Raw genomic sequence first — 22827 nt, forward strand, 5'->3', positions numbered from 1 at the left:
CCTTTCATGCCCCTTTGAAACCCCTGCCCAGCAGGTACTGCTCGCGGGAACGGTCACGCGACGACGATGGCTTGCGCATCTGTACCTTGTCGAACTTGCTGCGCACGTCCTTGAGGTACACGTCAAAACCTTCGCCCTGGAAAATCTTGATCAGGAAATCGCCGCCGGGCTTAAGCACGCGGGTTGCCAGATCGAGCGCCAGCTCGCAGAGGAACATGGCCCGCGGCATGTCCACCGCAGGCGTACCACTCATATTGGGGGCCATGTCGGAAATCACAAGGTCTACGTGCGAATCGCCGACCGCCTCGAGAATGCGCTGCAGCACTTCATCATGGGTGAAATCGCCCTGGATGAACGTCACATCGGGGATCGAGTCCATCTCCAGGATGTCCGACGCGATCAGGCGGCCCTGGCCACCAATCAGACGACTGGTCACCTGCGACCAGCCCCCAGGAGCCGCGCCGAGGTCGATCACGCTCATGCCTGGGCGGATCAGCCGGTCCTTTTCCTGGATCTCCAGCAATTTGTAGCTCGCACGCGAGCGGTAGCCATCCTTTTGCGCCTGTTTCACAAAAGGATCGTTGAAATGCTCTCGCAGCCAGTTTGCGCTGCTTTTGGAACGTTGTACCACGGGGCACCTCGATGATATGCGTCGTGATTGACTGGGCGGAGCCGGTGGCCCTCGGGTAAAATGCCGGTCAATTTTACAGAATCAGACGGAAAGGGTCAGATTATGCCGCTCAATAACGAGCAGAAGAAGCAATACAAGTCCATTGGTCATGACCTGAAGCCGGTCCTGATCGTTGCTGGCAACGGTTTGAATGAAGGCGTCATCGCCGAACTGGAGCGTGCTCTGGTCGACCATGAGCTGATCAAGGTCGAAATTCGCTCGGAAGACCGCGAAGAGCGCGCCGAGACCATTGCCGAACTGTGCAAGGCCGGCCGTGCCGAGCTGGTGCAGACCATCGGCAAGAAAGCCCTGATCTACCGCAAGAACCCACAGCCGAACAAGCAGCTGTCCAACATCCACCGTTACAAGTAACGGCCCGGGCTTTCAGCCTGATGCCGGCACTTGTGGGAGCGGCCTTGTGTCGCGATTGGGCCGCAAAGCGGCCCCGGATATCAGCATTTGGCAGATATTGCTGGGGCTGCTTTGCAGCCCTTTCGCGACACAAGGCCGCTCCCACAAGGAATGCGGCCGCCTGGGCTAGCGACGGGCCCTGACCGGAACCGGCTGGGCCACCAGCACGATGCCGGAAAAGCCCAGTACCAGAAAGCAGAACATCTGCCAGCGCTCGCCCACGGAAATACCGTAGCGCAAGGTGTAATACCCCACGCAGGCGCCAAGGCCGAGCAATAGCATCTGCCCCCGGAACTGCCGCCACCAGGCCGGCAGGCCGTCCACTTTGGCCAGCACGACCAACTGGATAAGCAAGCCAAGCATCGCCACACCGATCAACCAGCGGTCGATCTGCCCGGCGATGTCCTGTACCAGAAGCGGTGCCAGGCCACTGACCTTGAGCGCAGGCACCAGCCCCACGTGGAACACCCACAGGCCACCGACCCAGAAAACCTGGGCCAGCTGCCAGAGGATCCCCTCGAGGGATGGCGCCCGCAGGCGCCGGTCAGATGTGTTTGACTTCGACAATCTCGTACTCGACCGTACCGTTTGGCGTCTTCACGACAACGGTATCCCCTTCTTCCTTGCCAATGATGGCACGGGCGATCGGCGCGCTGCTCGACAGCTTGCCTTTCTTCACATCGGCTTCATCTTCGCCAACGATCTGATAGGTCACTTCATCATCGGTTTCGGTGTTCGCCAGCACCACGGTAGTGCCAAAAATCACCTTGCCGGTGTGAGCGATGGTGGTCACGTCGATCACCACCGAGTTCTGCAGGCGACCTTCGATATCGCGGATACGCGCCTCGACCATGCCCTGCTCTTCACGAGCAGCGTGGTATTCGGCGTTTTCCTTCAGGTCACCCAGTTCGCGCGCTTCGCCAATAGCCTGGCTCAGGCGCGGACGCTCGGTCTTGCTCAGGAACAGCAGCTCCTCTTCCAGGGCGCGAGCGCCCTGGACGGTCATCGGGTACTTGGTAATGCTCATGCTTTCAATCCTGCGTGCAGATCCTGCAGGCGGCGAACGGTCTTTTCCGGACCAAATTTCAGCGCCTCGCAGATGGCTTCACCGGCCGCAATGGTAGTGGTGCAGTAAATCTTGTGCTGCAGCGCATTGCGACGAATCGAGTAGGAATCGGCGATCGACTGGCGGCCTTCGGTAGTGTTGATGATCAGCGACACTTCGTCGTTCTTGATCATGTCGACCACGTGCGGGCGACCTTCGGTCACCTTGTTCACACGGCGCACTTTCAAGCCGGCCGCCTCGATAACCTTGGCAGTGCCGGCAGTTGCAACCACTTCGAAGCCCAGGGCGATCAGGTCGCGGGCAACGCCAGCCACTTGCGGCTTGTCGTCGTCACGCACGCTGATGAACGCGGTACCGCCGGTCGGCAGCACTTCGCTGGCTCCCATCTGGGCCTTGGCGAAGGCTTCACCGAAGCTGTCACCGACACCCATGACTTCACCGGTGGATTTCATCTCAGGGCCGAGGATCGGGTCAACCCCAGGGAACTTGGCGAACGGGAAGACGGCTTCCTTGACGCTGTAGAAGTTCGGGATGATTTCCTGAGTGAAGCCCAGCTCTTTCAGGGTTTTGCCAGCCATGACGCGGGCCGCGATCATCGCCAGGGAAGTGCCGATGCACTTGGACACGAATGGCACGGTACGCGAAGCGCGCGGGTTGACTTCGATCACGTAGATCTTGTCGCCCTGCAAGGCCAGCTGCACGTTCATCAGGCCGACCACGCCCAGCTCCAGGGCCATTTTCTTGACCTGTACGCGGACTTCGTCCTGTACTTCCTTGCTCAGCGAGTAAGGTGGCAGCGAGCACGCCGAGTCACCGGAGTGAACGCCGGCCTGCTCGATGTGCTGCATGATCGCGCCGATTACCACGTCGGTGCCGTCGCACACCGCATCCACGTCCATCTCGATGGCGCAGTTGAGGAAGTGGTCGAGCAGTACCGGGCTGTCGTTGGACACCTGTACGGCTTCGCGCAGGTAGCGCTTGAGCTCGTCCAGCTCGTAGACGATTTCCATGGCACGACCGCCCAGTACGTAGGACGGACGCACGACCAGCGGGTAGCCGATACCGCCAGCAGCGCTGATGGCTTCTTCTTCGCTGCGCACGGTAGCGTTTGGCGGCTGCAGCAGGTTCAGGCGCTGCACCATCTGCTGGAAGCGCTCGCGGTCTTCGGCGCGGTCGATGGCGTCCGGGCTGGTACCGATGATCGGTACGCCGGCTTCTTCCAGGGCACGGGCCAGCTTCAGCGGGGTCTGGCCGCCGTAGTGGACGATCACGCCTTTCGGCTTCTCGACGCGGCACACTTCCAGCACGTCTTCCAGGGTCAGCGGCTCGAAGTACAGGCGGTCGGAGGTGTCGTAGTCGGTGGAGACGGTTTCCGGGTTGCAGTTGACCATGATGGTCTCGTAACCGTCTTCACGCAGCGCCAGTGCGGCGTGTACGCAGCAGTAGTCGAACTCGATACCCTGGCCGATACGGTTAGGGCCGCCACCCAGGATCATGATCTTGTCGCGGGTCGACGGGTTGGCCTCGCACTCTTCCTCATAGGTGGAGTACAGGTAGGCGGTGTCGGTGGCGAATTCGGCAGCGCAGGTATCGACGCGCTTGTACACCGGGAACACTTCCAGCTTGTGGCGGTGACGACGCAGGTTCTTGTCGGTGATACCCAGCAGCTTGGCCAGGCGCTGGTCAGAGAAGCCCTTGCGCTTGAGGCGCAGCATGTAGTCCTTGTCAATCGACGACAGGGCCAGGGTCTTGACCTTCTCTTCTTCCTTGATCAGGTCTTCCATCTGCACCAGGAACCACATGTCGATGCCGGTCAGATTGAAGATTTCTTCGCAGGTCATGCCCGAACGCATGGCGTCGGCGACGTACCAGATACGCTCGGCACCTGGCACGGTAAGCTCGCGCTTGAGGATGCTGGAAGCTTCCGGGCTGGCCAGGTCGACTTTCGGGTCGAGACCGCACGCGCCTACTTCCAGGCCGCGCAGGGCTTTCTGCAGGGACTCCTGGAAGGTACGGCCGATGGCCATGACTTCACCCACGGATTTCATCTGGGTGGTCAGGCGGGCGTCGGCTTTCGGGAATTTCTCGAAGGCGAAGCGTGGCAGCTTGGTGACGACGTAGTCGATCGACGGCTCGAAGGATGCCGGGGTACGACCGCCGGTGATGTCGTTCTGCAGTTCGTCGAGGGTGTAACCGATGGCCAGCTTGGCGGCGATCTTGGCGATCGGGAAGCCGGTAGCCTTGGAAGCCAGCGCCGAGGAACGCGAAACACGCGGGTTCATCTCGATCACGACCATGCGACCGGTGTTCGGGCAGATACCGAACTGCACGTTGGAACCGCCGGTTTCCACACCGATTTCACGCAGCACCGCCAGCGAGGCGTTGCGCATGATCTGGTATTCCTTGTCGGTGAGGGTCTGCGCCGGGGCAACAGTGATCGAGTCACCGGTGTGCACGCCCATCGGGTCGAAGTTCTCGATCGAGCAGACGATGATGCAGTTGTCCTTTTTGTCGCGGACCACTTCCATCTCGTATTCTTTCCAACCGATCAGCGATTCGTCGATCAGCAGTTCCTTGGTCGGCGACAGGTCCAGACCACGGGTGCAGATTTCTTCGAATTCTTCACGGTTGTAGGCGATACCACCGCCAGTGCCGCCCATGGTGAACGACGGGCGGATGATGCACGGGAAGCCGAGCTTCTCGAGGACCGCATAGGCCTCTTCCATGCTGTGGGCGATACCGGAGCGCGGGCACTCCAGGCCGATATCCTTCATGGCCTTGTCGAAGCGCGAACGGTCTTCAGCCTTGTCGATGGTGTCGGCGTTGGCACCGATCATCTCTACGCCGAACTTTTCCAGAACGCCGTGGCGCTCGAGGTCCAGGGCGCAGTTCAGTGCGGTCTGGCCACCCATGGTCGGCAGGACGGCGTCCGGGCGCTCTTTCTCGATGATCTTGGCCACCGACTGCCACTTGATCGGCTCGATGTAGGTGGCGTCGGCCATGGCCGGGTCGGTCATGATGGTGGCCGGGTTGGAGTTCACCAGGATGACGCGGAAACCTTCCTCGCGCAGGGCTTTACAGGCCTGGGCGCCGGAGTAGTCGAATTCGCAGGCCTGGCCGATCACGATCGGGCCAGCGCCGAGAATCAGGATGCTTTTGATATCTGTACGTTTTGGCATGGTTGTCACTCAAATCCGGGGTCAGTCGGCAAGCCGCTTTGAACAATCTGGGTCAGGCGCTTCCGGGCGCGGCGCAAGCCGGCCCGGGGCCTTGAAGCAGGATGCTCAGCGGCGCTTGGCCATGGCATCGGTGAAACGATCGAACAGTGGCGCGACGTCAGTCGGGCCTGGGCTCGCTTCAGGGTGGCCCTGGAAGCTGAACGCGCTCTTGTCGGTACGCTCGATACCCTGCAGGGTGCCGTCGAACAGCGACTTGTGGATGGCGCGGACGTTGCCCGGCAGGGTGGCCTCGTCAACGGCAAAGCCGTGGTTCTGGCTGGTGATCATGACCACGCCGGTGTCCAGGTCCTGGACCGGGTGGTTGGCACCGTGGTGGCCGTGGCCCATTTTCACGGTCTTGGCGCCGGAAGCCAGGGCCAGCAGCTGGTGGCCGAGGCAGATGCCGAATACCGGGATCTCGGTCTCGAGGATTTCCTTGATCGCCTGGATGGCGTAGTCGCACGGCTCGGGGTCACCAGGGCCGTTGGACAGGAACACGCCGTCCGGGTTGAGTGCCAGTACTTCGCTGGCCGGGGTCTGGGCTGGTACAACGGTCACGCGGCAGCCACGGGCAACCAGCATGCGCAGGATGTTCAGCTTGACACCGTAGTCGAAGGCGACCACGTGGTAAGGCAGGTCAGCGGCTTCGATGGTCGGGTGGCTGTCGGTCTTCAGCTCCCACACACTGGAGCGCCACTCGTAGCGTTCCTTGGTGGAAACGACCTTGGCCAGGTCCATGCCCTTCAGGCCCGGGAAGGCGCGAGCAGCGGCGATGGCAGCTTCTTCGCTGATGTTGTCACCGGCGAGGATGCAACCGTTCTGAGCGCCCTTTTCACGCAGGATTCGGGTCAGGCGACGGGTGTCGATGCCGGCGATGGCGACGACGTTGTTGGCCTTGAGGTACTCAGGCAGCGACTGGGTGTTACGCCAGTTGCTGGCCAGCAGCGGCAGGTCACGGATGACCAGGCCAGCGGACCAGACACGGTTCGACTCGGCATCTTCCGGAGTGGTACCGGTGTTGCCGATGTGCGGGTAGGTCAGGGTAACGATTTGCTGCGCGTAGGAAGGGTCTGTAAGGATTTCCTGGTAGCCGGTCATAGCGGTGTTGAATACCACCTCACCAACGGTCTGACCGTCGGCACCGATAGCTTCACCGCGGAAAATACTGCCGTCGGCAAGGGCGAGTATGGCTGGCTTTGTCAAGAAGACCTCCCGTAAATCAAGCATGAAAGGGCGATCGCAGGTTGCAAAAAAGCGGAGTGACGTATGGACACGTCACCCCGCTTTCATGTGCTGAATTCAATTCGCTGCGCGCTTTTAGTGGACACACTAAAGCTGTAGCTTACAGAAAAGTGCGTTTTCGGTCTACCGTAGATGTGTCTCTAAAACACATGAATGCGACAGGCTGACATTGGCGGCGGCCTCTTCGCGGGTAAACCCGCTCCCACAGGGACCGCGCAAAGCCTGAGCCCTGCATAATTCCTGTGGGAGCGGGTTCACCCGCGAAGAAGCCAGCACCGCTCCAACGGATCAGCGCAGTTCGAGCACATCCTGCATGTCATACAACCCAGGCTCGCGCCCGTCCAGCCACAGCGCCGCACGCACGGCGCCCTTGGCGAAGGTCATGCGGCTGGAAGCCTTGTGGGTAATCTCGACGCGCTCGCCTTCGGCGGCGAACAGCACGGTATGGTCACCCACCACATCACCGGCACGCACGGTGGCGAAGCCAATGGTCTGGCGTTCACGCGCACCGGTCTGCCCTTCACGGCCGTACACGGCCACTTCCTGCAGGTTACGGCCCAGCGCCTGGGCAACCACTTCACCCATGCGCAGCGCGGTGCCCGACGGCGCATCGACCTTGTGCCGGTGGTGCGCTTCGAGGATTTCGATATCCACATCGTCACCCAGCACGCGCGCCGCGGTATCCAGCAGCTTCAGGCACAGGTTGACGCCGACGCTGAAGTTGGCAGCGAAGACGATCGGGATTTCCTTGCCGGCTTCGGCCAGTTGCTGCTTCTCTTCCGGAGTGAAGCCGGTTGTGCCGATGACCATGGCCTTGCCCGCCTTGCGGCAGAATGCCAGGTTCTTCAGGGTCACCGAAGGGTGGGTGAAGTCGATCAGCACGTCGAACTCGTCGACCACCTTGGCCAGGTCGTCGGAAATCGGCACACCAATACGGCCCAGGGCTGCCAGCTCACCGGCATCAGCCCCCACCAGCGTGCTGTCCGGGCGGTCGATCGCTGCCGTCAGGCCTGCCTGAGGTGCCTGTTGCTGCACGGCTTCGACGAGGGTCTTGCCCATTCGCCCTGCCGCGCCCATCACTGCAATACGTCGCATAGCCATTTCCTTGTCAGAGATCGCCGAAGAAGCGCTTCACGCCATCGAACCAGCCACTGGCCTTGGGCGAGTGGGAGCTATCGCCTTCCAGCGAATCACGCAGCTCTTCGAGCAACTCGCGCTGACGACGGCTGAGATTGACCGGAGTTTCCACCGCCACACGGCACAGCAGGTCACCCGCACCACCACCGCGCACCGGGGCAACACCCTTGCCGCGCAGGCGGAACTGCTTGCCGGTCTGGGTGCCTTCCGGGATCTTCAGCTTCACCCGACCATCGAGGGTCGGCACTTCCAGCTCGCCACCCAGGGCGGCGTCGGTGTAGCTGATCGGTACTTCGCAGTACAGGTGCTTGCCATCACGCTGGAAGATCTCGTGCTCGCGCACGTTGATCACCACATACAGGTCGCCAGTCGGGCCACCATGGGTCCCCGCCTCGCCCTCGCCCGACAGGCGAATGCGGTCGCCGGTATCGACACCCGCCGGCACCTTGACCGACAGCGTCTTGTACTCCTCGACACGGCCTTCGCCGTGGCACGAGGTGCAGGGGTCGGTAATGATCTTGCCCTGGCCGTGGCAGCGCGGGCAGGTTTGCTGTACCGAGAAGAAGCCCTGCTGCATGCGCACCTGGCCGATACCACCGCAAGTCGGGCAGGTGGACGGGGTCGAGCCCTTCTTGGCACCTGAGCCGTCGCATGGCTGGCAGTTGACCAGCGTTGGCACGCGAATGCTGACCGTGGTGCCGCGCACCGCCTCTTCCAGGTTCAGCTCGAGGGTGTAGCGCAGGTCGCTGCCGCGTTGGGCACCGCCACGGCCGCCACCGCGACCGCCACCGAAGAAGTCGCTGAACACATCGCCGAAGATGTCGGAGAAGTTGGCACCGCCGAAACCGGCACCACCGCCACCCATGCTCGGGTCCACGCCGGCATGACCGTACTGGTCGAACGCAGCACGCTTGCTGGCATCGGACAGCACTTCGTAGGCCTCGTTGGCCTCCTTGAACTTGTCTTCCGACTCTTTGTCGCCCGGGTTGCGGTCCGGGTGGTACTTCATCGCCAGGCGGCGGTAAGCCTTCTTGAGGTCAGCTTCGCTGGCGCCGCGCTCGACACCCAGAACCTCATAATAATCACGCTTGGACATAGGTCATTTGCACCTTGTTGGGCGTCTGGCATCTGCGCCGCGCCATCAGCACCTGCCTTTTGCCCACAGGGCGACTGACAGATGCTGTAAAAATTCTCGAATTCCAGATACGCCAACGCGGGAGCAAGCCCCCGCGCGGTGACATCCTACCAGCTCACCGCCAAACGACGGTGAACTGGCCGACAACATGCAGGGATTACTGCTTGTTGTTGTCTTTCACTTCTTCGAACTCGGCGTCAACCACGTCATCGTGCTTGGCTTCCGGCTCGGCCTGCTGCGCGCCACCCTGAGGCTGTTCGGCCGACTGCTCGGCGTACATCTTCTGGGCAACCGGTGCCGAGACCTTGGACAGCTCTTCGACCTTGGCATCGATGGCAGCCTTGTCGTCGCCTTTGACAGCGGCTTCCAGGGCAACAACGGCAGCCTCGATGGCAGTTTTCTCTTCAGCGGTAACCTTGTCACCAGCGTCAGCGACCATCTTGCGGGTCGAGTGAACCAGCGCATCACCCTGGTTACGGGCAGCGGCCAGTTCTTCGAACTTGCGGTCTTCCTCGGCGTTGGCCTCGGCGTCACGCACCATGCGCTCGATCTCTTCGTCCGACAGGCCGGAGTTGGCCTTGATCACGATCGACTGCGACTTGCCGGTGGCCTTGTCCTTGGCGCTGACATGCAGGATGCCGTTGGCGTCGATGTCGAAGGTTACTTCGATCTGCGGCACGCCACGTGGAGCCGGCGGAATGTCAGCCAGGTCGAACTTGCCCAGCGACTTGTTCTGGGCAGCCTGCTTGCGCTCACCCTGCAGCACGTGAATGGTCACGGCACCCTGGTTGTCGTCGGCAGTCGAGAACACCTGCGACTTCTTGGTCGGGATGGTGGTGTTCTTCTCGATCAGCGAAGTCATCACGCCACCCATGGTTTCGATACCCAGGGTCAGCGGGCTGACGTCCAGCAGCAGTACGTCTTTCACGTCACCAGCCAGTACCGCACCCTGGATGGCAGCACCCATGGCCACGGCTTCGTCCGGGTTGACGTCCTTGCGCGCTTCTTTACCGAAGAAATCGGCAACGGCTTTCTGCACCAGCGGCATACGGGTCTGGCCACCGACCAGGATCACGTCGTCGATCTTGCTGGCATCGATGCCGGCGTCCTTCAGAGCGATGCGGCAAGGCTCGATGGTACGGGCAACCAGGTCTTCGACCAGCGACTCCAGCTTGGCGCGGGAAATCTTCACGTTCAGGTGCTTCGGACCGGTAGCGTCTGCAGTGATGTACGGCAGGTTCACGTCGGTCGACTGAGCGGAGGACAGTTCGATCTTGGCCTTTTCAGCGGCTTCTTTCAGACGCTGCAGTGCCAGCGGATCGTTCTTCAGGTCCATGCCGGACTCTTTCTTGAACTCGTCGACGAGGTAGTCGATCAGGCGCATGTCGAAGTCTTCGCCACCCAGGAAGGTGTCGCCGTTGGTAGCCAGTACTTCGAACTGGTGCTCACCGTCGACTTCGGCGATTTCGATGACCGAAACGTCGAAGGTACCGCCACCCAGGTCATAAACGATGACAGTGTGGTCGCCCTTGGCCTTGTCCATGCCGTAAGCCAGTGCAGCGGCAGTCGGCTCGTTGATGATGCGCTTTACGTCCAGGCCAGCGATGCGACCGGCATCCTTGGTGGCCTGACGCTGGCTGTCGTTGAAGTAGGCCGGAACGGTGATGACCGCTTCGGTAACTGGCTCGCCGAGGTAGTCTTCGGCGGTTTTCTTCATTTTCTTCAGCACTTCGGCGCTGATCTGCGGCGGCGCCATGTCCTTGCCGCTGGCCTGTACCCAGGCGTCGCCGTTCCCGGCCTTGACGATCTTGTATGGCACCAGCTTGATGTCTTTCTGCACGACGTCTTCTTCGAAGCGGCGGCCGATCAGGCGCTTCACTGCGAACAGGGTGTTGTGCGGGTTGGTGACAGCCTGGCGCTTGGCCGACTGACCGACCAGGATTTCGCCGTCGTTGGCGTAGGCCACGATCGAAGGGGTAGTACGCGCGCCTTCGGCGTTTTCGATGACCTTGACGTTACCGTTTTCCAGAACGGAGACGCACGAGTTGGTGGTCCCCAGGTCGATACCGATGATTTTGCCCATGTTAACTCTCCCGAAACTTGAATTTGGTAGCAGCGACTACTTTGGCCAACTGCGGTAATACTTGAACGCTTGACACCTAGATGGGGATGCCCCGGAGGATTTCAAGCCTTCTCATTGATCGAGGGTTGTGGCGCGCTCGGCGCCTTGCTGACCACCACCATGGCGGGGCGCAGCAGGCGGCCATTGAGCAGGTAGCCCTTCTGGAACACGTTCAGTACGCTGTTCGGCTCTACTTCGGCGTTTTCCTGCATGGCCATGGCCTGATGGTGCTCAGGGTTGAACGGCTGGCCATGCGGGTCGACCGCTTCGAGGTTGTAGCGCTTGAGGGTGTCCTGGAACATCTTCAGGGTCAGCTCGACACCTTCGCGGATCTGCTTGACGTGCTCGTCTTCGGCACTCGAATGGGCCAGGGCCAGTTCCAGGCTGTCGATCACCGGCAGCAGGTCGCTGGAGAACTTCTCCAGGGCGAACTTGTGGGCTTTCTCGACATCCTGCTCGGCGCGACGGCGCACGTTCTGCAAGTCGGCAACGGCGCGCAGCGACTGGTCCTTGGCGGCGGCCAGCTGTTCCTCGAGTTCCAGAACACGGGCGTCAGCAGTGGTTTCTGCACCGGTTTCTTCAACGTTAAGGTCTTTTTCGTTCAGCTGCTCGTCAGCCATGGGGTCTCTCCTGCGCAATTTTCTGGACTGCGAGCCAGGCTCGCCTTGGATGTCGGCTATATGGGGCCGGAAAAACCAGCTTCAAGGGGCAAGGTGCTTTCCGCACCGAACAGAATCTGCCGAGGGGCATTGGCAGGCCTGAAAAAAGTACTGTATAAATAACCAGACCTGACTTTCGGGAGCGGCCCCATGCTGGTGCACCTGTCCATTCACAACTACGCCATCGTCGAGCACCTCGACCTCGAGATCGCCCGTGGCATGTCCGTCATCACCGGCGAGACCGGCGCCGGCAAATCGATCATGCTCGACGCCCTCGGCCTGGCCCTGGGTGACCGGGCCGACAGCGGCGTGGTGCGCCCTGGTACGGACAAGGCAGACATCCTCGCCACCTTCGACCTGGTGGACATCCCCGAAGCGCATACCTGGCTGGCCGAGCGCGACCTGGACAACGACGGCCCGTGCATCCTGCGCCGGGTGATCACCGCCGAAGGCCGCAGCCGCGGCTACATCAATGGCACGCCCTGCCCGCTTGGCGACCTCAAGGCGCTCGGCGAGCTGCTGATTGACATTCACAGCCAGCATGAGCACCAGTCGCTGCTCAAGACCGACACCCACCGCCGCCTGCTTGACGAGTATGCCGGTGCCGTCGACCTGGCTCGCCAGGTGCAGCTGGCCGCCAAGCGCTGGAACCAGACCCGCCTGGAACTGGAACGCCTGTCCAACTCCGGTGACGAGCAACGTGCTCGCCATCAGCTGCTGAGCTATCAGCTGGAGGAGCTGGACAACCTCGGCCTGGGCGAACACGAGCTGGAGCAGCTGGAGCAGGAACACAAGAACCTGACCAGCGCCGAAGCGCTGTTCGCCATCTGCCGCCAGGTCATCGACCAGTGCAGCGAAAGCGATTCGGGCAACGTGCTCAGCGCCCTCACCTCCAGCCTCAACCGCCTGGGCGCCGCCACCAACTCGCCGAAGGCATTGGGCGAAGCGGCCAACCTGATCGCAAGTGCGCAGATCCAGGTCGAGGAAGCCGTGGGCGAGCTCAACCGTTTCCTCGACAACTTCGACGCCGACCCCATGCGCCTGCAGGCGCTGGAAGAACGCCTCGACACTATCTATACGCTGGCGCGCAAGCACCGTGTGCACCCGGCCGAACTGCCCCACCTGCAGCAGCAGTTGATGGAAGAGCTGGAAAGCCTGAACGCCAGTGACGAGTCGATCGAGCAGCTGGGTGAAGAGCTGGCTGCCTTCGCCCAGCATTACCAGGAGAAGGCCCGCGAGCTCAGTGCCCTGCGCCAGCAGGCCGCGCAGCAGCTGGCGGTGGCCGTCGAACAGGAAATCCAGCGCCTGGGCATGCCCGGCGGGCGCTTCTGCATCGCGCTCACCCCCAACGAAAGCGCAGACCTGTCCCCGCATGGCCTGGAGCAGATCGAGCTACTGGTCAGCGCCAACCCCGGTCAACCGCTCAAAGGCCTGGCCAAGGTCGCTTCGGGTGGTGAACTGTCGCGCATCAGCCTGGCGATCCAGGTGATTACCGCGCAGACCTCGCGCATTCCCACCCTGGTATTCGACGAAGTCGATGTCGGTATCGGCGGGCCTACTGCCGAAATCGTCGGCCAACTGCTACGCCGCCTGGGCGAGCGCGGCCAGGTGCTGACGGTAACCCACCTGCCGCAGGTGGCGGCGCAAGGGCATCATCATCTGTTCGTGCACAAGGTGCGCAATAGCGACACTACCCACACCGCCGTGGCCAGCCTGGGCAAACGCGAGCGGGTGGAGGAAGTGGCGCGGATGCTGGGCGGCATCGACCTGACCAAGGAATCCCTGGCGCATGCGCGCAAGATGGTAGTGAGCGGCAAGGCCTGAGCCCTCATTTTTCAGGGCCATTCGCGGTAAACCCGCTCCCACAGGATATTCGCAGTACCTGTGGGAGCGGGCTTACCCGCGAAGAGGCCGAAACAAACGACACACCTCCCAGCCCCAGAAAGCACAAAGGCGACCCGAAGGTCGCCTTTGCCATCCATAACGATTAAATCGTTACTTCTTTTTACGCACGTACAGGACCAGATTGTGGTCCACCAGCTCGTAGCCATGCTCGGCCACGATTTCGCGCTGGCGCTTCTCGATTTCGGCATCCATGAACTCGATGACTTCACTGGTCTCCACGTTGACCATATGGTCGTGGTGACCGCCATCGGCCAGTTCGAACACCGCATGACCGCCGTCGAAGTTGTGGCGAACCACCAGACCCGCCGCTTCGAACTGGGTCAGTACGCGATAGACGGTGGCCAGGCCCACGTCCTCGCCAGCCTCCATCAGCGCCTTGTAGACATCCTCGGCGCTCATGTGACGCTGCTCGGTGGAGTCGAGCATCTGAAGGATCTTGACTCGAGGCAGGGTCACCTTGAGACCGGCTTTGCGCAATTCGCTATTTTCAACCATGGTCAGCTTTCTCGCCGATGCTGCTTCGCAGCTTCTCTTAATACGGGTATGATCGGGGTTTACGTTGTCCAGCCAAGATAGTGGAAGTCGCCCACCGATGCAAAACACCAAGCTCTTGCTAAACAGCCTCGCCCTCGCGGGACTGCTCGCACTCGCCGGTTGCTCGTTTCCCGGGGTTTACAAAATCGACATCCAGCAGGGCAATGTCGTTACGCAAGACATGATAGACCAATTGCGCCCCGGAATGACCCGCCGGCAAGTAAGGTTTATCATGGGTAACCCGCTGATCCAGGACACCTTCAACACCAACCGTTGGGATTACCTGTACAGCCTGCAGCCAGGCGGCGGCAAACGCCAGCAAGAACGCATGAGCGTGTTCTTCAACGAAAGCGACCAGTTGGTCAGCCTGTCTGGCGACTTCATGCCAGGCGTCAGCCGCGACCAGGAAATCCTCGGTGGCAGCAGCGACACCACGGTCAGCCCGGCCAACCAGCCAGAGCAGCCAACCGTGCAGCCTGAAGAAAAACCGGCCAAGCCAGGCTCGGTGGAAGAATCCATCCAGCGCGAGATCGACACCATCGAGACCACCCCGGTCCCGACTCCGGCTCCGCTGGAAACCTCGCCTCAATAAGCGGCGAGCAGATACAAAAAAGCCCGGACCTGGTCCGGGCTTTTTGTTGCCGCTTTTTCAGTCAGGTATTCAGCTGCTTGGCGCGCTGGCAGAACGCATCCACCAGCGTGTTCGCCGCCTGGTTGAACAGCGGGCCCAGAGTGGCGCGCACCAGCGGGCCAGCATAGTCGAACGACAGGTCCAGGCTGATTTTGCAGGCCTTGTCACCCAACGGTTTGAACACCCACAAACCATGCAGCTGGGTGAACGGCCCCTCTTCCAGGTTCATCTCGATGGACTGCCCCGGCACCAGCACGTTGCGCGTGACGAAGTGCTGGCTCATGCCACCCTTGGCCACTTCGAGCTTGGCGCGCATGTGCGTGTCGCTGGCTTCCAACACCGTGGAATCGGAGCACCAAGGCAGAAATTCCGGGTAGCTGGCGACATCATTGACCAGGTCATACAGCGCCTGGGCGGGGTATGGCAGCAGGGCGGAGCGTTGAATATGGGTAGTCATCCAGGCGTCACTTCCAGGGCTGGGTGGCGTTGCTTCGCAGCGCGCCGAAAACATTTTCTGTAGCTATGACAGCGTCGGTATTGTCCGGTATTCATTGCAGTGGCTCAAGCACACCGAAATCCCATAGCGGACGACGCGCCGACTTGCCTATAATGCCGCCCCTATGGCTAAGCAAAAAAAACATCCGACCGGGACCATCGCGCAGAACAAGAAAGCGCGACACGATTACTTCATCGAACACAAGTTCGAGGCCGGGCTGGTCCTGTCCGGCTGGGAAGTAAAAAGCCTGCGAGCCGGCAAGGCTCACCTGACTGACAGCTACGTGCTGCTGAAGGACGGTGAGGCCTGGCTGTTCGGCAGCCACATCACCCCGCTGACCACGGCCAGCACCCACGTCATCGCCGACCCCATCCGCACCCGCAAGCTGCTGCTGAACAAGCGCGAGCTTGAGCGCCTGGAAGCGGCCGTGGCGCAAAAGGGCTACACCTGCGTGGCCCTGGCGCTGTACTGGAGCAAGCACCTGATCAAGTGCGAAATCGCACTGGGCAAGGGCAAGAAGGAATTCGACAAGCGCGACACCATGCGCGAGCGTGATTCCAACCGCGAGCTGCAGCGGGCTGTGCGGAACAAGGGCAAGGAAGAGTAATAGCTCTTCTTTTGCCTGTTCTGGCCTCTTCGCGGGTAAACCCGCTCCCACAGGATTAACACTGAGTTCAGATCCGGTGCAATCTCTGTGGGAGCGGGTTTACCCGCGAAGAGGCCAGCACTGCCAGCACAAATCTCAACGCCCGCTACGCCGCTCCGCCCGCGCCACTCGCTGCGCTTCTTCGTGCGCCTCTTCCAGCACCTCCTGCACATACAGAATGTGCCGGCTGGAAACTTCCCGAGCATCCTCTGCCCGGCCCTCGACTATCGCCAGGTACAGCTCCCGGTGCTGGCTGATCAGCATGTCCCGGGTCTCGGTCCGTTGCTGGTACATGCCGCCAATGTTGGTTACCACGTTGCGCTTGAGCAGGTCGAACAAGCCCCGAATGGTGTGCAGCAGCACGGCATTATGGCTGGCCTCGGCAATCGCCAGGTGGAAGCGCGCATCGGCCGCGCCCTCCTCCGCCCGGGTCACTTCGTCAGCCCTGGCATAGCAGTCCTGCAGCGCATCGAAGGCCGCCTTGAGCCGCGCGCGGTCCGGCTGGGTGGCGCGCTGGGCCGCGTAGTAGGCGCAGGACGCCTCCAGGGTATGGCGAAACTCGAGCAAGTCACGCTGCGCCTCGGCACTGTGCTCTAGCAGCTGCAGCAACGGGTCGCTGAAAGTGGACCCCAGAGACTCTGCAACAAAATTGCCCCCACCCTGGCGGCTGACCAACAGCCCCTTGGCCACCAGCTTCTGGATCGCCTCACGCAGTGACGGGCGGGACACGCCGAACTGCTCGGCAAGGACGCGCTCGGCCGGCAGCCGCTGCCCCGAGGTCAGCGTGCCTTCCAGAATCATCCCTTCCAACCGATCGACGATGTCGTCGGACAGGCGCCGTTGGCGGACCTGATCAAAAACCATCACATGCTCTCCACAAACCCCCGGCAATTTCAGGGGGGCGCCTATTCTCGCCGATCCAGGTCACGCAAACACCCATCAGGCGACGATTTTCCCAGCTCATCAGGCGCCCGCTCATCGGCACGCGACCAAAGTTTTGCACGGGACAAATTGACACACCCACGAAGACGCTTTTAACCTAGCGCCCAGCCATTGTAAATTGGTCTTACCAATTATCCAATGCCAGTGCCTGACCAACAACAATTAGGGGCCACCCCATATGCAAACCTGGCAACAAATCTATAGCCCGCTTGGTAGTCTTGGCCTGTCCGCACTGGCGGCGGTCATTCCCATCGTCTTCTTCTTCCTTGCCCTCGCCGTGTTCCGCCTCAAAGGCCACGTGGCCGGCAGCATCACCCTCGCATTGTCGATCCTGGTGGCGATCTTCGCCTTCCAGATGCCTGTCGACATGGCATTCGCCGCCGCGGGTTATGGCTTCCTGTACGGCCTCTGGCCGATTGCCTGGATCATCGTTGCCGCGGTGTTCCTGTACAAACTCACGGTCAAGAGCGGCCAGTTCGAAGTGATCCGCAGCTCGGTACTGTCGATTACCGACGACCAGCGCCTGCAAGTGCTGCTGATCGGCTTCTGCTTCGGTGCCTTCCTGGAAGGTGCGGCGGGCTTCGGCGCACCGGTGGCAATCACTGCCGCGCTGCTGGTGGGCCTGGGCTTCAACCCGCTGTACGCCGCCGGCCTGTGCCTTATCGCCAACACCGCGCCAGTGGCCTTCGGCGCCCTGGGCATCCCGATCATCGTGGCCGGCCAGGTCACCGGCATTGACGCCTTCCACATCGGCGCCATGACCGGTCGCCAACTGCCGCTGCTGTCGCTGTTCGTGCCGTTCTGGCTGGTGTTCATGATGGACGGCCTGCGTGGCGTGAAAGAAACCTGGCCTGCCGCCCTGGTCGCCGGCCTGAGCTTCGCCGTTACCCAGTACTTCACCTCGAACTTCATCGGCCCGGAGCTGCCGGACATCACCTCGGCCCTGGCCAGCCTGATCGCCCTGACCCTGTTCCTGAAAGTCTGGCAGCCAAAACGTTCGTTCGCCGAAGCCAAAGGCAGCGTCGGCGCTGCCGTGGTTCAGCCAAGCGGCAGCCAGCCAAGCCCCTACAGCTTTGGCGAGATCTTCAAGGCCTGGTCGCCGTTCCTGATCCTCACCGTGCTGGTCACCATCTGGACCCTGAAGCCGTTCAAGGCGGCCTTCGCCCCAGGCGGCGCGATGTACAACTTCGTGTTCAACTTCGCCATCCCGCACCTCGACCAACTGGTAATCAAGACCGCGCCGATCGTCGCTGCGCCAACCGCCATGCCAGCGGTGTTCAAGCTCGACCCGATCTCTGCCACCGGCACCGCGATCTTCCTCTCGGCACTGATCTCCATGGCCGTGCTGAAGATCAACTTCAAAACTGGTCTGACCACTTTCAAGGAAACCTTCTGGGAACTGCGCTGGCCGATCCTGTCGATCGGCATGGTGCTGGCCTTCGCCTTCGTCACCAACTACTCGGGCATGTCCTCGACCATGGCCCTGGTGCTGGCCGGTACCGGTGCCGCGTTCCCGTTCTTCTCGCCGTTCCTCGGCTGGCTGGGTGTGTTCCTGACCGGTTCCGACACCTCGTCCAACGCCCTGTTCAGCTCGCTGCAGGCCACTACCGCGCACCAGATCGGGGTCAACGACACCCTGCTGGTAGCAGCCAACACCAGCGGCGGCGTGACCGGCAAGATGATCTCGCCGCAGTCGATCGCCGTGGCCTGCGCCGCCACCGGCCTGGTCGGCAAGGAATCCGACCTGTTCCGCTTCACCGTCAAGCACAGCCTGTTCTTCGCCACCATCGTCGGCCTGATCACCCTGATCCAGGCCTACTGGCTGACCGGCATGCTGGTTCATCACTAAAGTGAAAGGGGCCGGGCGCCATGGCGCGCCCGGCAATCCCCACAAGCAACGCTGCGAGAATCCATGATCATTTCTGCCTCTACCGACTATCGCGCCGCGGCCCAACGCAAGCTGCCTCCCTTCCTGTTTCACTATGCCGATGGCGGCGCCTACGCCGAGCACACCCTGCGCCACAACGTCTCGGACCTGGCCAGCATTGCCCTGCGTCAGCGCGTGCTGAAGAACATGTCCGAGCTCAGCCTCGAGACCAAGCTGTTCGACGAAACCCTGAGCATGCCGGTGGCCCTGGCCCCGGTCGGCCTCACCGGCATGTACGCCCGCCGTGGCGAAGTGCAGGCAGCGCGCGCGGCGGCGGCCCACGGCATTCCGTTCACCATGTCGACGGTGTCGGTGTGCCCGATCGAAGAAGTCGCACCGGCGATCAACCGGCCAATGTGGTTCCAGCTGTACGTGCTCAAGGACCGCGGCTTCATGCGCAACGCCCTGGAGCGGGCCAAGGCCGCCGGGGTCAAGACCCTGGTGTTCACCGTCGACATGCCGACACCCGGCGCCCGCTACCGCGACGCCCACTCCGGCATGAGCGGCAAGAACGGCCCGCTGCGCCGCGTGCTGCAAGCCATGACCCACCCCGAGTGGGCGTGGGATGTCGGCGTTATGGGGCGCCCACACGACCTGGGCAACATTTCCACCTACCGTGGCAACCCCACGGGCCTTGCCGACTACATCGGCTGGCTGGCCAACAACTTCGACCCGTCGATTTCCTGGAAAGACCTGGAATGGATTCGCGACTTCTGGGACGGCCCGATGATCATCAAGGGCATCCTTGATGCCGATGACGCCCGCGATGCTGTCCGCTTTGGCGCCGACGGCATCGTCGTGTCCAACCACGGCGGCCGCCAGCTCGACGGCGTGCTGTCCAGCGCCCGCGCCCTGCCGGCGATTGCCGACGCGGTCAAAGGGGAGCTGAAGATCCTTGCCGACTCCGGCATCCGCAGCGGCCTCGATGTGGTGCGCATGATCGCCCTGGGCGCCGATACCGTACTGATCGGCCGCGCCTTCCTCTACGCCCTTGCCGTGCACGGCCAGGCCGGGGTGAAGAACCTGCTGGAGCTGTTCGAGAAGGAAATGCGCGTAGCGATGGTGCTGACCGGCGCCAAGTCGATCAGCGAAATCACCCGCGACTCGCTGGTACGCGAACTGGGCGCCTGAGCGCCCGCAAGAACGACCGCCTGATTGACCCGGGGCATGTGGCGCACAGACGCCACAGCCCCGCGAGGAGACTGCATGAGCCTGCCCGCCGCATTCCTGCGTGATGCCGAGCGCCTGATCCCCGCCGAACGCCGCTTCGACGACCCGACCTCCACCCTGGCCTTTGGCACCGACGCCAGTTTCTACCGGCTGGTCCCCAAGCTGGTGGTACGCGTCGAGTCCGAGGACGAAGTGGTCGGCCTGATCAAACTGGCCCAGCGCGAGCGGGTGCCGGTCACCTTCCGCGCCGCCGGTACCAGCCTGTCCGGCCAGGCCATCAGCGACTCGGTACTGATCGTGCTGGGCGATAACTGGAACGGCCGCGAAATCCGCGGCCAAGGCGAGCAGATCCGCCTGCAGCCCGGCGTCATAGGCGCCCAGGCCAATGCCTGGCTGGCCCCCTTCGGGCGCAAGATCGGCCCCGACCCGGCGTCGATCAATGCTTGCAAGATCGGCGGCATCGTCGCCAACAATGCCAGCGGCATGTGCTGCGGTACCGCGCAAAACACCTACCACACCCTGGCCGGCCTGCGCCTGGTGCTGGCCGATGGCACCCGCCTGGACAGCGAAGACCCGGCCAGCGTTGCCGCTTTTGAAGCCAGCCATGCCGACCTGTTGGAGTCGTTGGCCAGCCTGGGCCGTGAAACACGCGCCAACACCGCCCTGGCCGAGCGCATCCGGCACAAATACCGGCTGAAGAACACTACCGGCCTGTCGCTGAATGCGCTGGTGGATTACGACCAACCCCTGGATATCCTTCAGCACCTGCTGGTCGGTTCCGAAGGCACCCTGGGTTTCATCAGTGCCGTCACCTACGACACGGTGCCCGACCACCCGCACAAGGCCAGCGCGCTGCTGGTGTTCCCCAGCGTGGAAAGCTGCTGCCGTGCGGTGACCGTGCTCAAGCGCCAGCCGGTCTCGGCCGTGGAGCTGCTCGACCGCCGCAGCCTGCGCTCGGTGCAGAACATGCCCGGCATGCCGCTGTGGGTAAAAGGCCTGTCGGACAATGCCTGCGCCCTGCTGATCGAGTCCCGCGCCGCCAGCCAGAGCCTGCTGCATGAACAGCTGCAACAAGTGATGGCTTCGATCGCCGACTTCCCACTTGAGCAGCAGGTGGACTTCAGCGAAGACCCGGCCGTGTACAACCAGCTGTGGAAAATCCGCAAGGACACCTTCCCCGCCGTCGGCGCCGTGCGCCAGACCGGCACCACAGTCATCATCGAAGACGTCACCTTCCCCGTCGAGCAACTGGCAGAAGGCGTCAACCGCCTGATCCAGCTGTTCGACAAGCACCGCTACGACGAAGCGATCATTTTCGGCCACGCCCTGGAAGGCAACCTGCATTTTGTCTTCACCCAGGGCTTCAACAGCGCCGAGGAAGTCGCCCGCTACCAGGCCTTCATGGACGATGTGGCGCAACTGGTGGCAGTGGAGTTCGGCGGTTCGCTAAAGGCGGAACACGGCACCGGGCGCAACATGGCGCCGTTCGTGGAGCTGGAGTGGGGCCATGACGCCTACCAGCTGATGTGGAAGCTCAAGCGCCTGCTCGACCCCAACGGCATTCTTAACCCAGACGTGGTGCTGAGCGAAGACCCGGACATCCACTTGAAAAACCTCAAGCCGCTGCCCGCTGCCGACGAGATCGTCGACAAGTGCATCGAATGCGGCTTCTGCGAACCAGTGTGTCCGTCCAAAGGGCTGACCCTCAGCCCGCGCCAGCGCATCGTCATGTGGCGTGACATCCAGGCCAAGCAGCGCGCCGGCATCGATACCCGCCAACTGCGCCAGACCTACCAGTACCAAGGCATCGACACCTGCGCCGCGACCGGCCTGTGCGCTCAGCGCTGCCCGGTCGGCATCAACACCGGCGAACTGGTGAAAAAACTGCGCAGCCAGGCTGCCGAGCACGAAAAGACCGCCGACTGGCTGGCCGAACACTTCCACACCGCCCTGGGTGGCGCGCGCCTGACCCTGACCGCCGCCAACACCGCACGCAAGCTGCTCGGCGCCCCACGCCTGGGCCGCCTGAGCGCCTCGCTGAACAAAGCCAGCAAAGGCCGCTTGCCGCAGTGGACCCCGGCGATGCCACAACCCTTGCGCCCACTGGACTTCGGCCCGGCCAGCAACGATGCCCGCCCGCGCGTGGTGTACCTGGCCGCCTGCGTCTCGCGGGTGATGGGCCCGGCCTATGCCGACCGCGAGCAGAGCTCGTTGCTGGACAAAACCCGTGCCCTGCTGGAAAAGGCCGGCTATCAGGTGGTCTTCCCTGACAATGCCGACAGCCTGTGCTGTGGCCAGCCGTTCGCCTCCAAGGGCTACCCCGAGCAGGCCGAACACAAGCGCCAGGAACTGATCGCCGCGCTGTTGCATGCCAGCCGCGGCGGCCTCGACCCAATCTACTGCGACACCAGCCCCTGCACCCTGCGCCTGGTACAGGACCTGAGCGACACGCGGCTGGACCTGTACGACCCGGTGCGCTTCATCCGCACCCACCTGGTCGATCGACTGGAGTTCACTCCCCAAGACGAGCCGGTTGCCGTGCACGTGACCTGCAGCACCCAGCACCTGGGCGAAAGCCAGGCGCTGATAGACCTGGCGCGGCGCTGCAGCAAGCAGGTGGTTATCCCGGAAGGCATCCATTGTTGCGGCTTCGCCGGCGACAAAGGCTTCACCACCCCCGAACTCAACGCCCACTCGCTGCGTAGCCTGAAGGATGCGGTGCAGTATTGCAGCGAAGGCATCTCCACCAGCCGCACGTGCGAGATCGGCCTGAGCAGCCACAGCGGCATCGACTATCACGGCCTGGTCTACCTGGTCGACCGCGTCACCCGCCCCCGCAGCATCTGACCCTGTGGGAGCGGGCATGCCCGCTCCCTCCTGTTCAGCGCATACCCCGAGCTAACCCAATTTCATGTG

At 62.4% G+C, this 22827-nt stretch carries 19 protein-coding genes; 7 read left to right on the forward strand and 12 right to left on the reverse strand.

Going from position 1 to position 22827, the window contains the following annotated elements:
- Nucleotides 1–4: 4 nt before the first annotated feature.
- Nucleotides 5–631, reverse strand: a complete 627-nt coding sequence (gene rlmE, locus JV551A3_RS27370; protein ID WP_025340705.1) for a 23S rRNA (uridine(2552)-2'-O)-methyltransferase RlmE — start codon at nucleotides 629–631, stop codon at nucleotides 5–7.
- 102 nt (nucleotides 632–733) lie between these two features.
- On the opposite strand from rlmE, the gene yhbY reads away from it, so the two are divergent.
- Nucleotides 734–1042, forward strand: a complete 309-nt coding sequence (gene yhbY, locus JV551A3_RS27375) for a ribosome assembly RNA-binding protein YhbY (protein WP_003249945.1) — start codon at nucleotides 734–736, stop codon at nucleotides 1040–1042.
- Nucleotides 1043–1207: 165 nt separating this feature from the next.
- On the opposite strand, the gene JV551A3_RS27380 is transcribed toward yhbY, so the two are convergent.
- The 8 genes from JV551A3_RS27380 to grpE all read right to left on the reverse strand — a co-directional run bounded on the left by JV551A3_RS27380 (nucleotide 1208) and on the right by grpE (nucleotide 11621).
- A complete protein-coding gene (locus tag JV551A3_RS27380; RefSeq protein WP_133975558.1) occupies nucleotides 1208–1648 on the reverse strand; it encodes an MFS transporter in 441 nt (146 codons plus the stop codon).
- Nucleotides 1626–2108: a transcription elongation factor GreA gene (gene greA, locus JV551A3_RS27385; RefSeq protein ID WP_085625697.1), complete on the reverse strand. Its 483-nt coding sequence runs from the start codon at nucleotides 2106–2108 to the stop codon at nucleotides 1626–1628. Before greA ends, JV551A3_RS27380 begins: the two co-directional genes overlap by 23 nt.
- Complete coding sequence (gene carB / locus JV551A3_RS27390) at nucleotides 2105–5326, reverse strand: carbamoyl-phosphate synthase large subunit (RefSeq protein ID WP_112250004.1); 3222 nt, start codon at nucleotides 5324–5326, stop codon at nucleotides 2105–2107. The genes greA and carB overlap by 4 nt, the downstream gene beginning before the upstream one ends.
- Before the next feature lie 105 nt (nucleotides 5327–5431).
- The gene (gene carA / locus JV551A3_RS27395; RefSeq protein ID WP_133975560.1) at nucleotides 5432–6568 is read right to left on the reverse strand and encodes a glutamine-hydrolyzing carbamoyl-phosphate synthase small subunit; all 1137 of its coding nucleotides are present in this window, start codon (nucleotides 6566–6568) and stop codon (nucleotides 5432–5434) included.
- A gap of 327 nt (nucleotides 6569–6895) precedes the next feature.
- On the reverse strand, nucleotides 6896–7702 hold the full coding sequence (gene dapB, locus JV551A3_RS27400) for a 4-hydroxy-tetrahydrodipicolinate reductase (RefSeq protein WP_112250001.1): 807 nt from the start codon (nucleotides 7700–7702) through the stop codon (nucleotides 6896–6898).
- A 13-nt stretch (nucleotides 7703–7715) separates the two neighbouring features.
- On the reverse strand, nucleotides 7716–8840 hold the full coding sequence (dnaJ, locus tag JV551A3_RS27405) for a molecular chaperone DnaJ (RefSeq protein ID WP_112250000.1): 1125 nt from the start codon (nucleotides 8838–8840) through the stop codon (nucleotides 7716–7718).
- 196 nt (nucleotides 8841–9036) lie between these two features.
- Nucleotides 9037–10962 (reverse strand): molecular chaperone DnaK, encoded by a 1926-nt coding sequence (dnaK, locus tag JV551A3_RS27410; RefSeq protein WP_085625700.1) that lies wholly within the window; start codon nucleotides 10960–10962, stop codon nucleotides 9037–9039.
- Between the two features lie 101 nt (nucleotides 10963–11063).
- Complete coding sequence (gene grpE / locus JV551A3_RS27415; RefSeq protein WP_112249997.1) at nucleotides 11064–11621, reverse strand: nucleotide exchange factor GrpE; 558 nt, start codon at nucleotides 11619–11621, stop codon at nucleotides 11064–11066.
- A gap of 189 nt (nucleotides 11622–11810) precedes the next feature.
- On the opposite strand from grpE, the gene recN reads away from it, so the two are divergent.
- Entirely contained in the window at nucleotides 11811–13484 is a 1674-nt protein-coding gene (gene recN, locus JV551A3_RS27420) for a DNA repair protein RecN (protein WP_112249995.1), read from the forward strand.
- Between the two features lie 171 nt (nucleotides 13485–13655).
- Here the strand turns inward: recN and fur are convergent, their stop codons facing one another.
- A complete protein-coding gene (gene fur / locus JV551A3_RS27425) occupies nucleotides 13656–14060 on the reverse strand; it encodes a ferric iron uptake transcriptional regulator (RefSeq protein ID WP_015271870.1) in 405 nt (134 codons plus the stop codon).
- Nucleotides 14061–14157: 97 nt separating this feature from the next.
- Between fur and JV551A3_RS27430 the strand changes: the two genes are divergently transcribed.
- Entirely contained in the window at nucleotides 14158–14691 is a 534-nt protein-coding gene (locus JV551A3_RS27430; RefSeq protein ID WP_112249993.1) for an outer membrane protein assembly factor BamE, read from the forward strand.
- Between the two features lie 61 nt (nucleotides 14692–14752).
- Here JV551A3_RS27430 and JV551A3_RS27435 read toward each other — a convergent pair whose 3' ends face one another.
- Entirely contained in the window at nucleotides 14753–15187 is a 435-nt protein-coding gene (locus JV551A3_RS27435; RefSeq protein WP_112249991.1) for a type II toxin-antitoxin system RatA family toxin, read from the reverse strand.
- A gap of 163 nt (nucleotides 15188–15350) precedes the next feature.
- On the opposite strand from JV551A3_RS27435, the gene smpB reads away from it, so the two are divergent.
- Nucleotides 15351–15833: an SsrA-binding protein SmpB gene (gene smpB / locus JV551A3_RS27440; protein ID WP_013974300.1), complete on the forward strand. Its 483-nt coding sequence runs from the start codon at nucleotides 15351–15353 to the stop codon at nucleotides 15831–15833.
- A gap of 135 nt (nucleotides 15834–15968) precedes the next feature.
- Here the strand turns inward: smpB and JV551A3_RS27445 are convergent, their stop codons facing one another.
- Nucleotides 15969–16736 (reverse strand): FCD domain-containing protein, encoded by a 768-nt coding sequence (locus JV551A3_RS27445; RefSeq protein WP_013974301.1) that lies wholly within the window; start codon nucleotides 16734–16736, stop codon nucleotides 15969–15971.
- Nucleotides 16737–16992: 256 nt separating this feature from the next.
- Between JV551A3_RS27445 and JV551A3_RS27450 the strand changes: the two genes are divergently transcribed.
- The 3 genes from JV551A3_RS27450 (at nucleotide 16993) to JV551A3_RS27460 (ending at nucleotide 22758) form a co-directional block, all read left to right on the forward strand.
- Entirely contained in the window at nucleotides 16993–18663 is a 1671-nt protein-coding gene (locus JV551A3_RS27450) for a lactate permease LctP family transporter (RefSeq protein ID WP_015271872.1), read from the forward strand.
- Nucleotides 18664–18726: 63 nt separating this feature from the next.
- Complete coding sequence (lldD, locus tag JV551A3_RS27455; protein ID WP_133975562.1) at nucleotides 18727–19872, forward strand: FMN-dependent L-lactate dehydrogenase LldD; 1146 nt, start codon at nucleotides 18727–18729, stop codon at nucleotides 19870–19872.
- Nucleotides 19873–19947: 75 nt separating this feature from the next.
- Nucleotides 19948–22758, forward strand: a complete 2811-nt coding sequence (locus JV551A3_RS27460) for an FAD-binding and (Fe-S)-binding domain-containing protein (RefSeq protein ID WP_133975564.1) — start codon at nucleotides 19948–19950, stop codon at nucleotides 22756–22758.
- Nucleotides 22759–22827: the final 69 nt, after the last annotated feature.

The organism is Pseudomonas inefficax, assembly GCF_900277125.1.
In the GTDB taxonomy this organism is placed as follows: Bacteria; Pseudomonadota; Gammaproteobacteria; order Pseudomonadales; family Pseudomonadaceae; genus Aquipseudomonas; species Aquipseudomonas inefficax.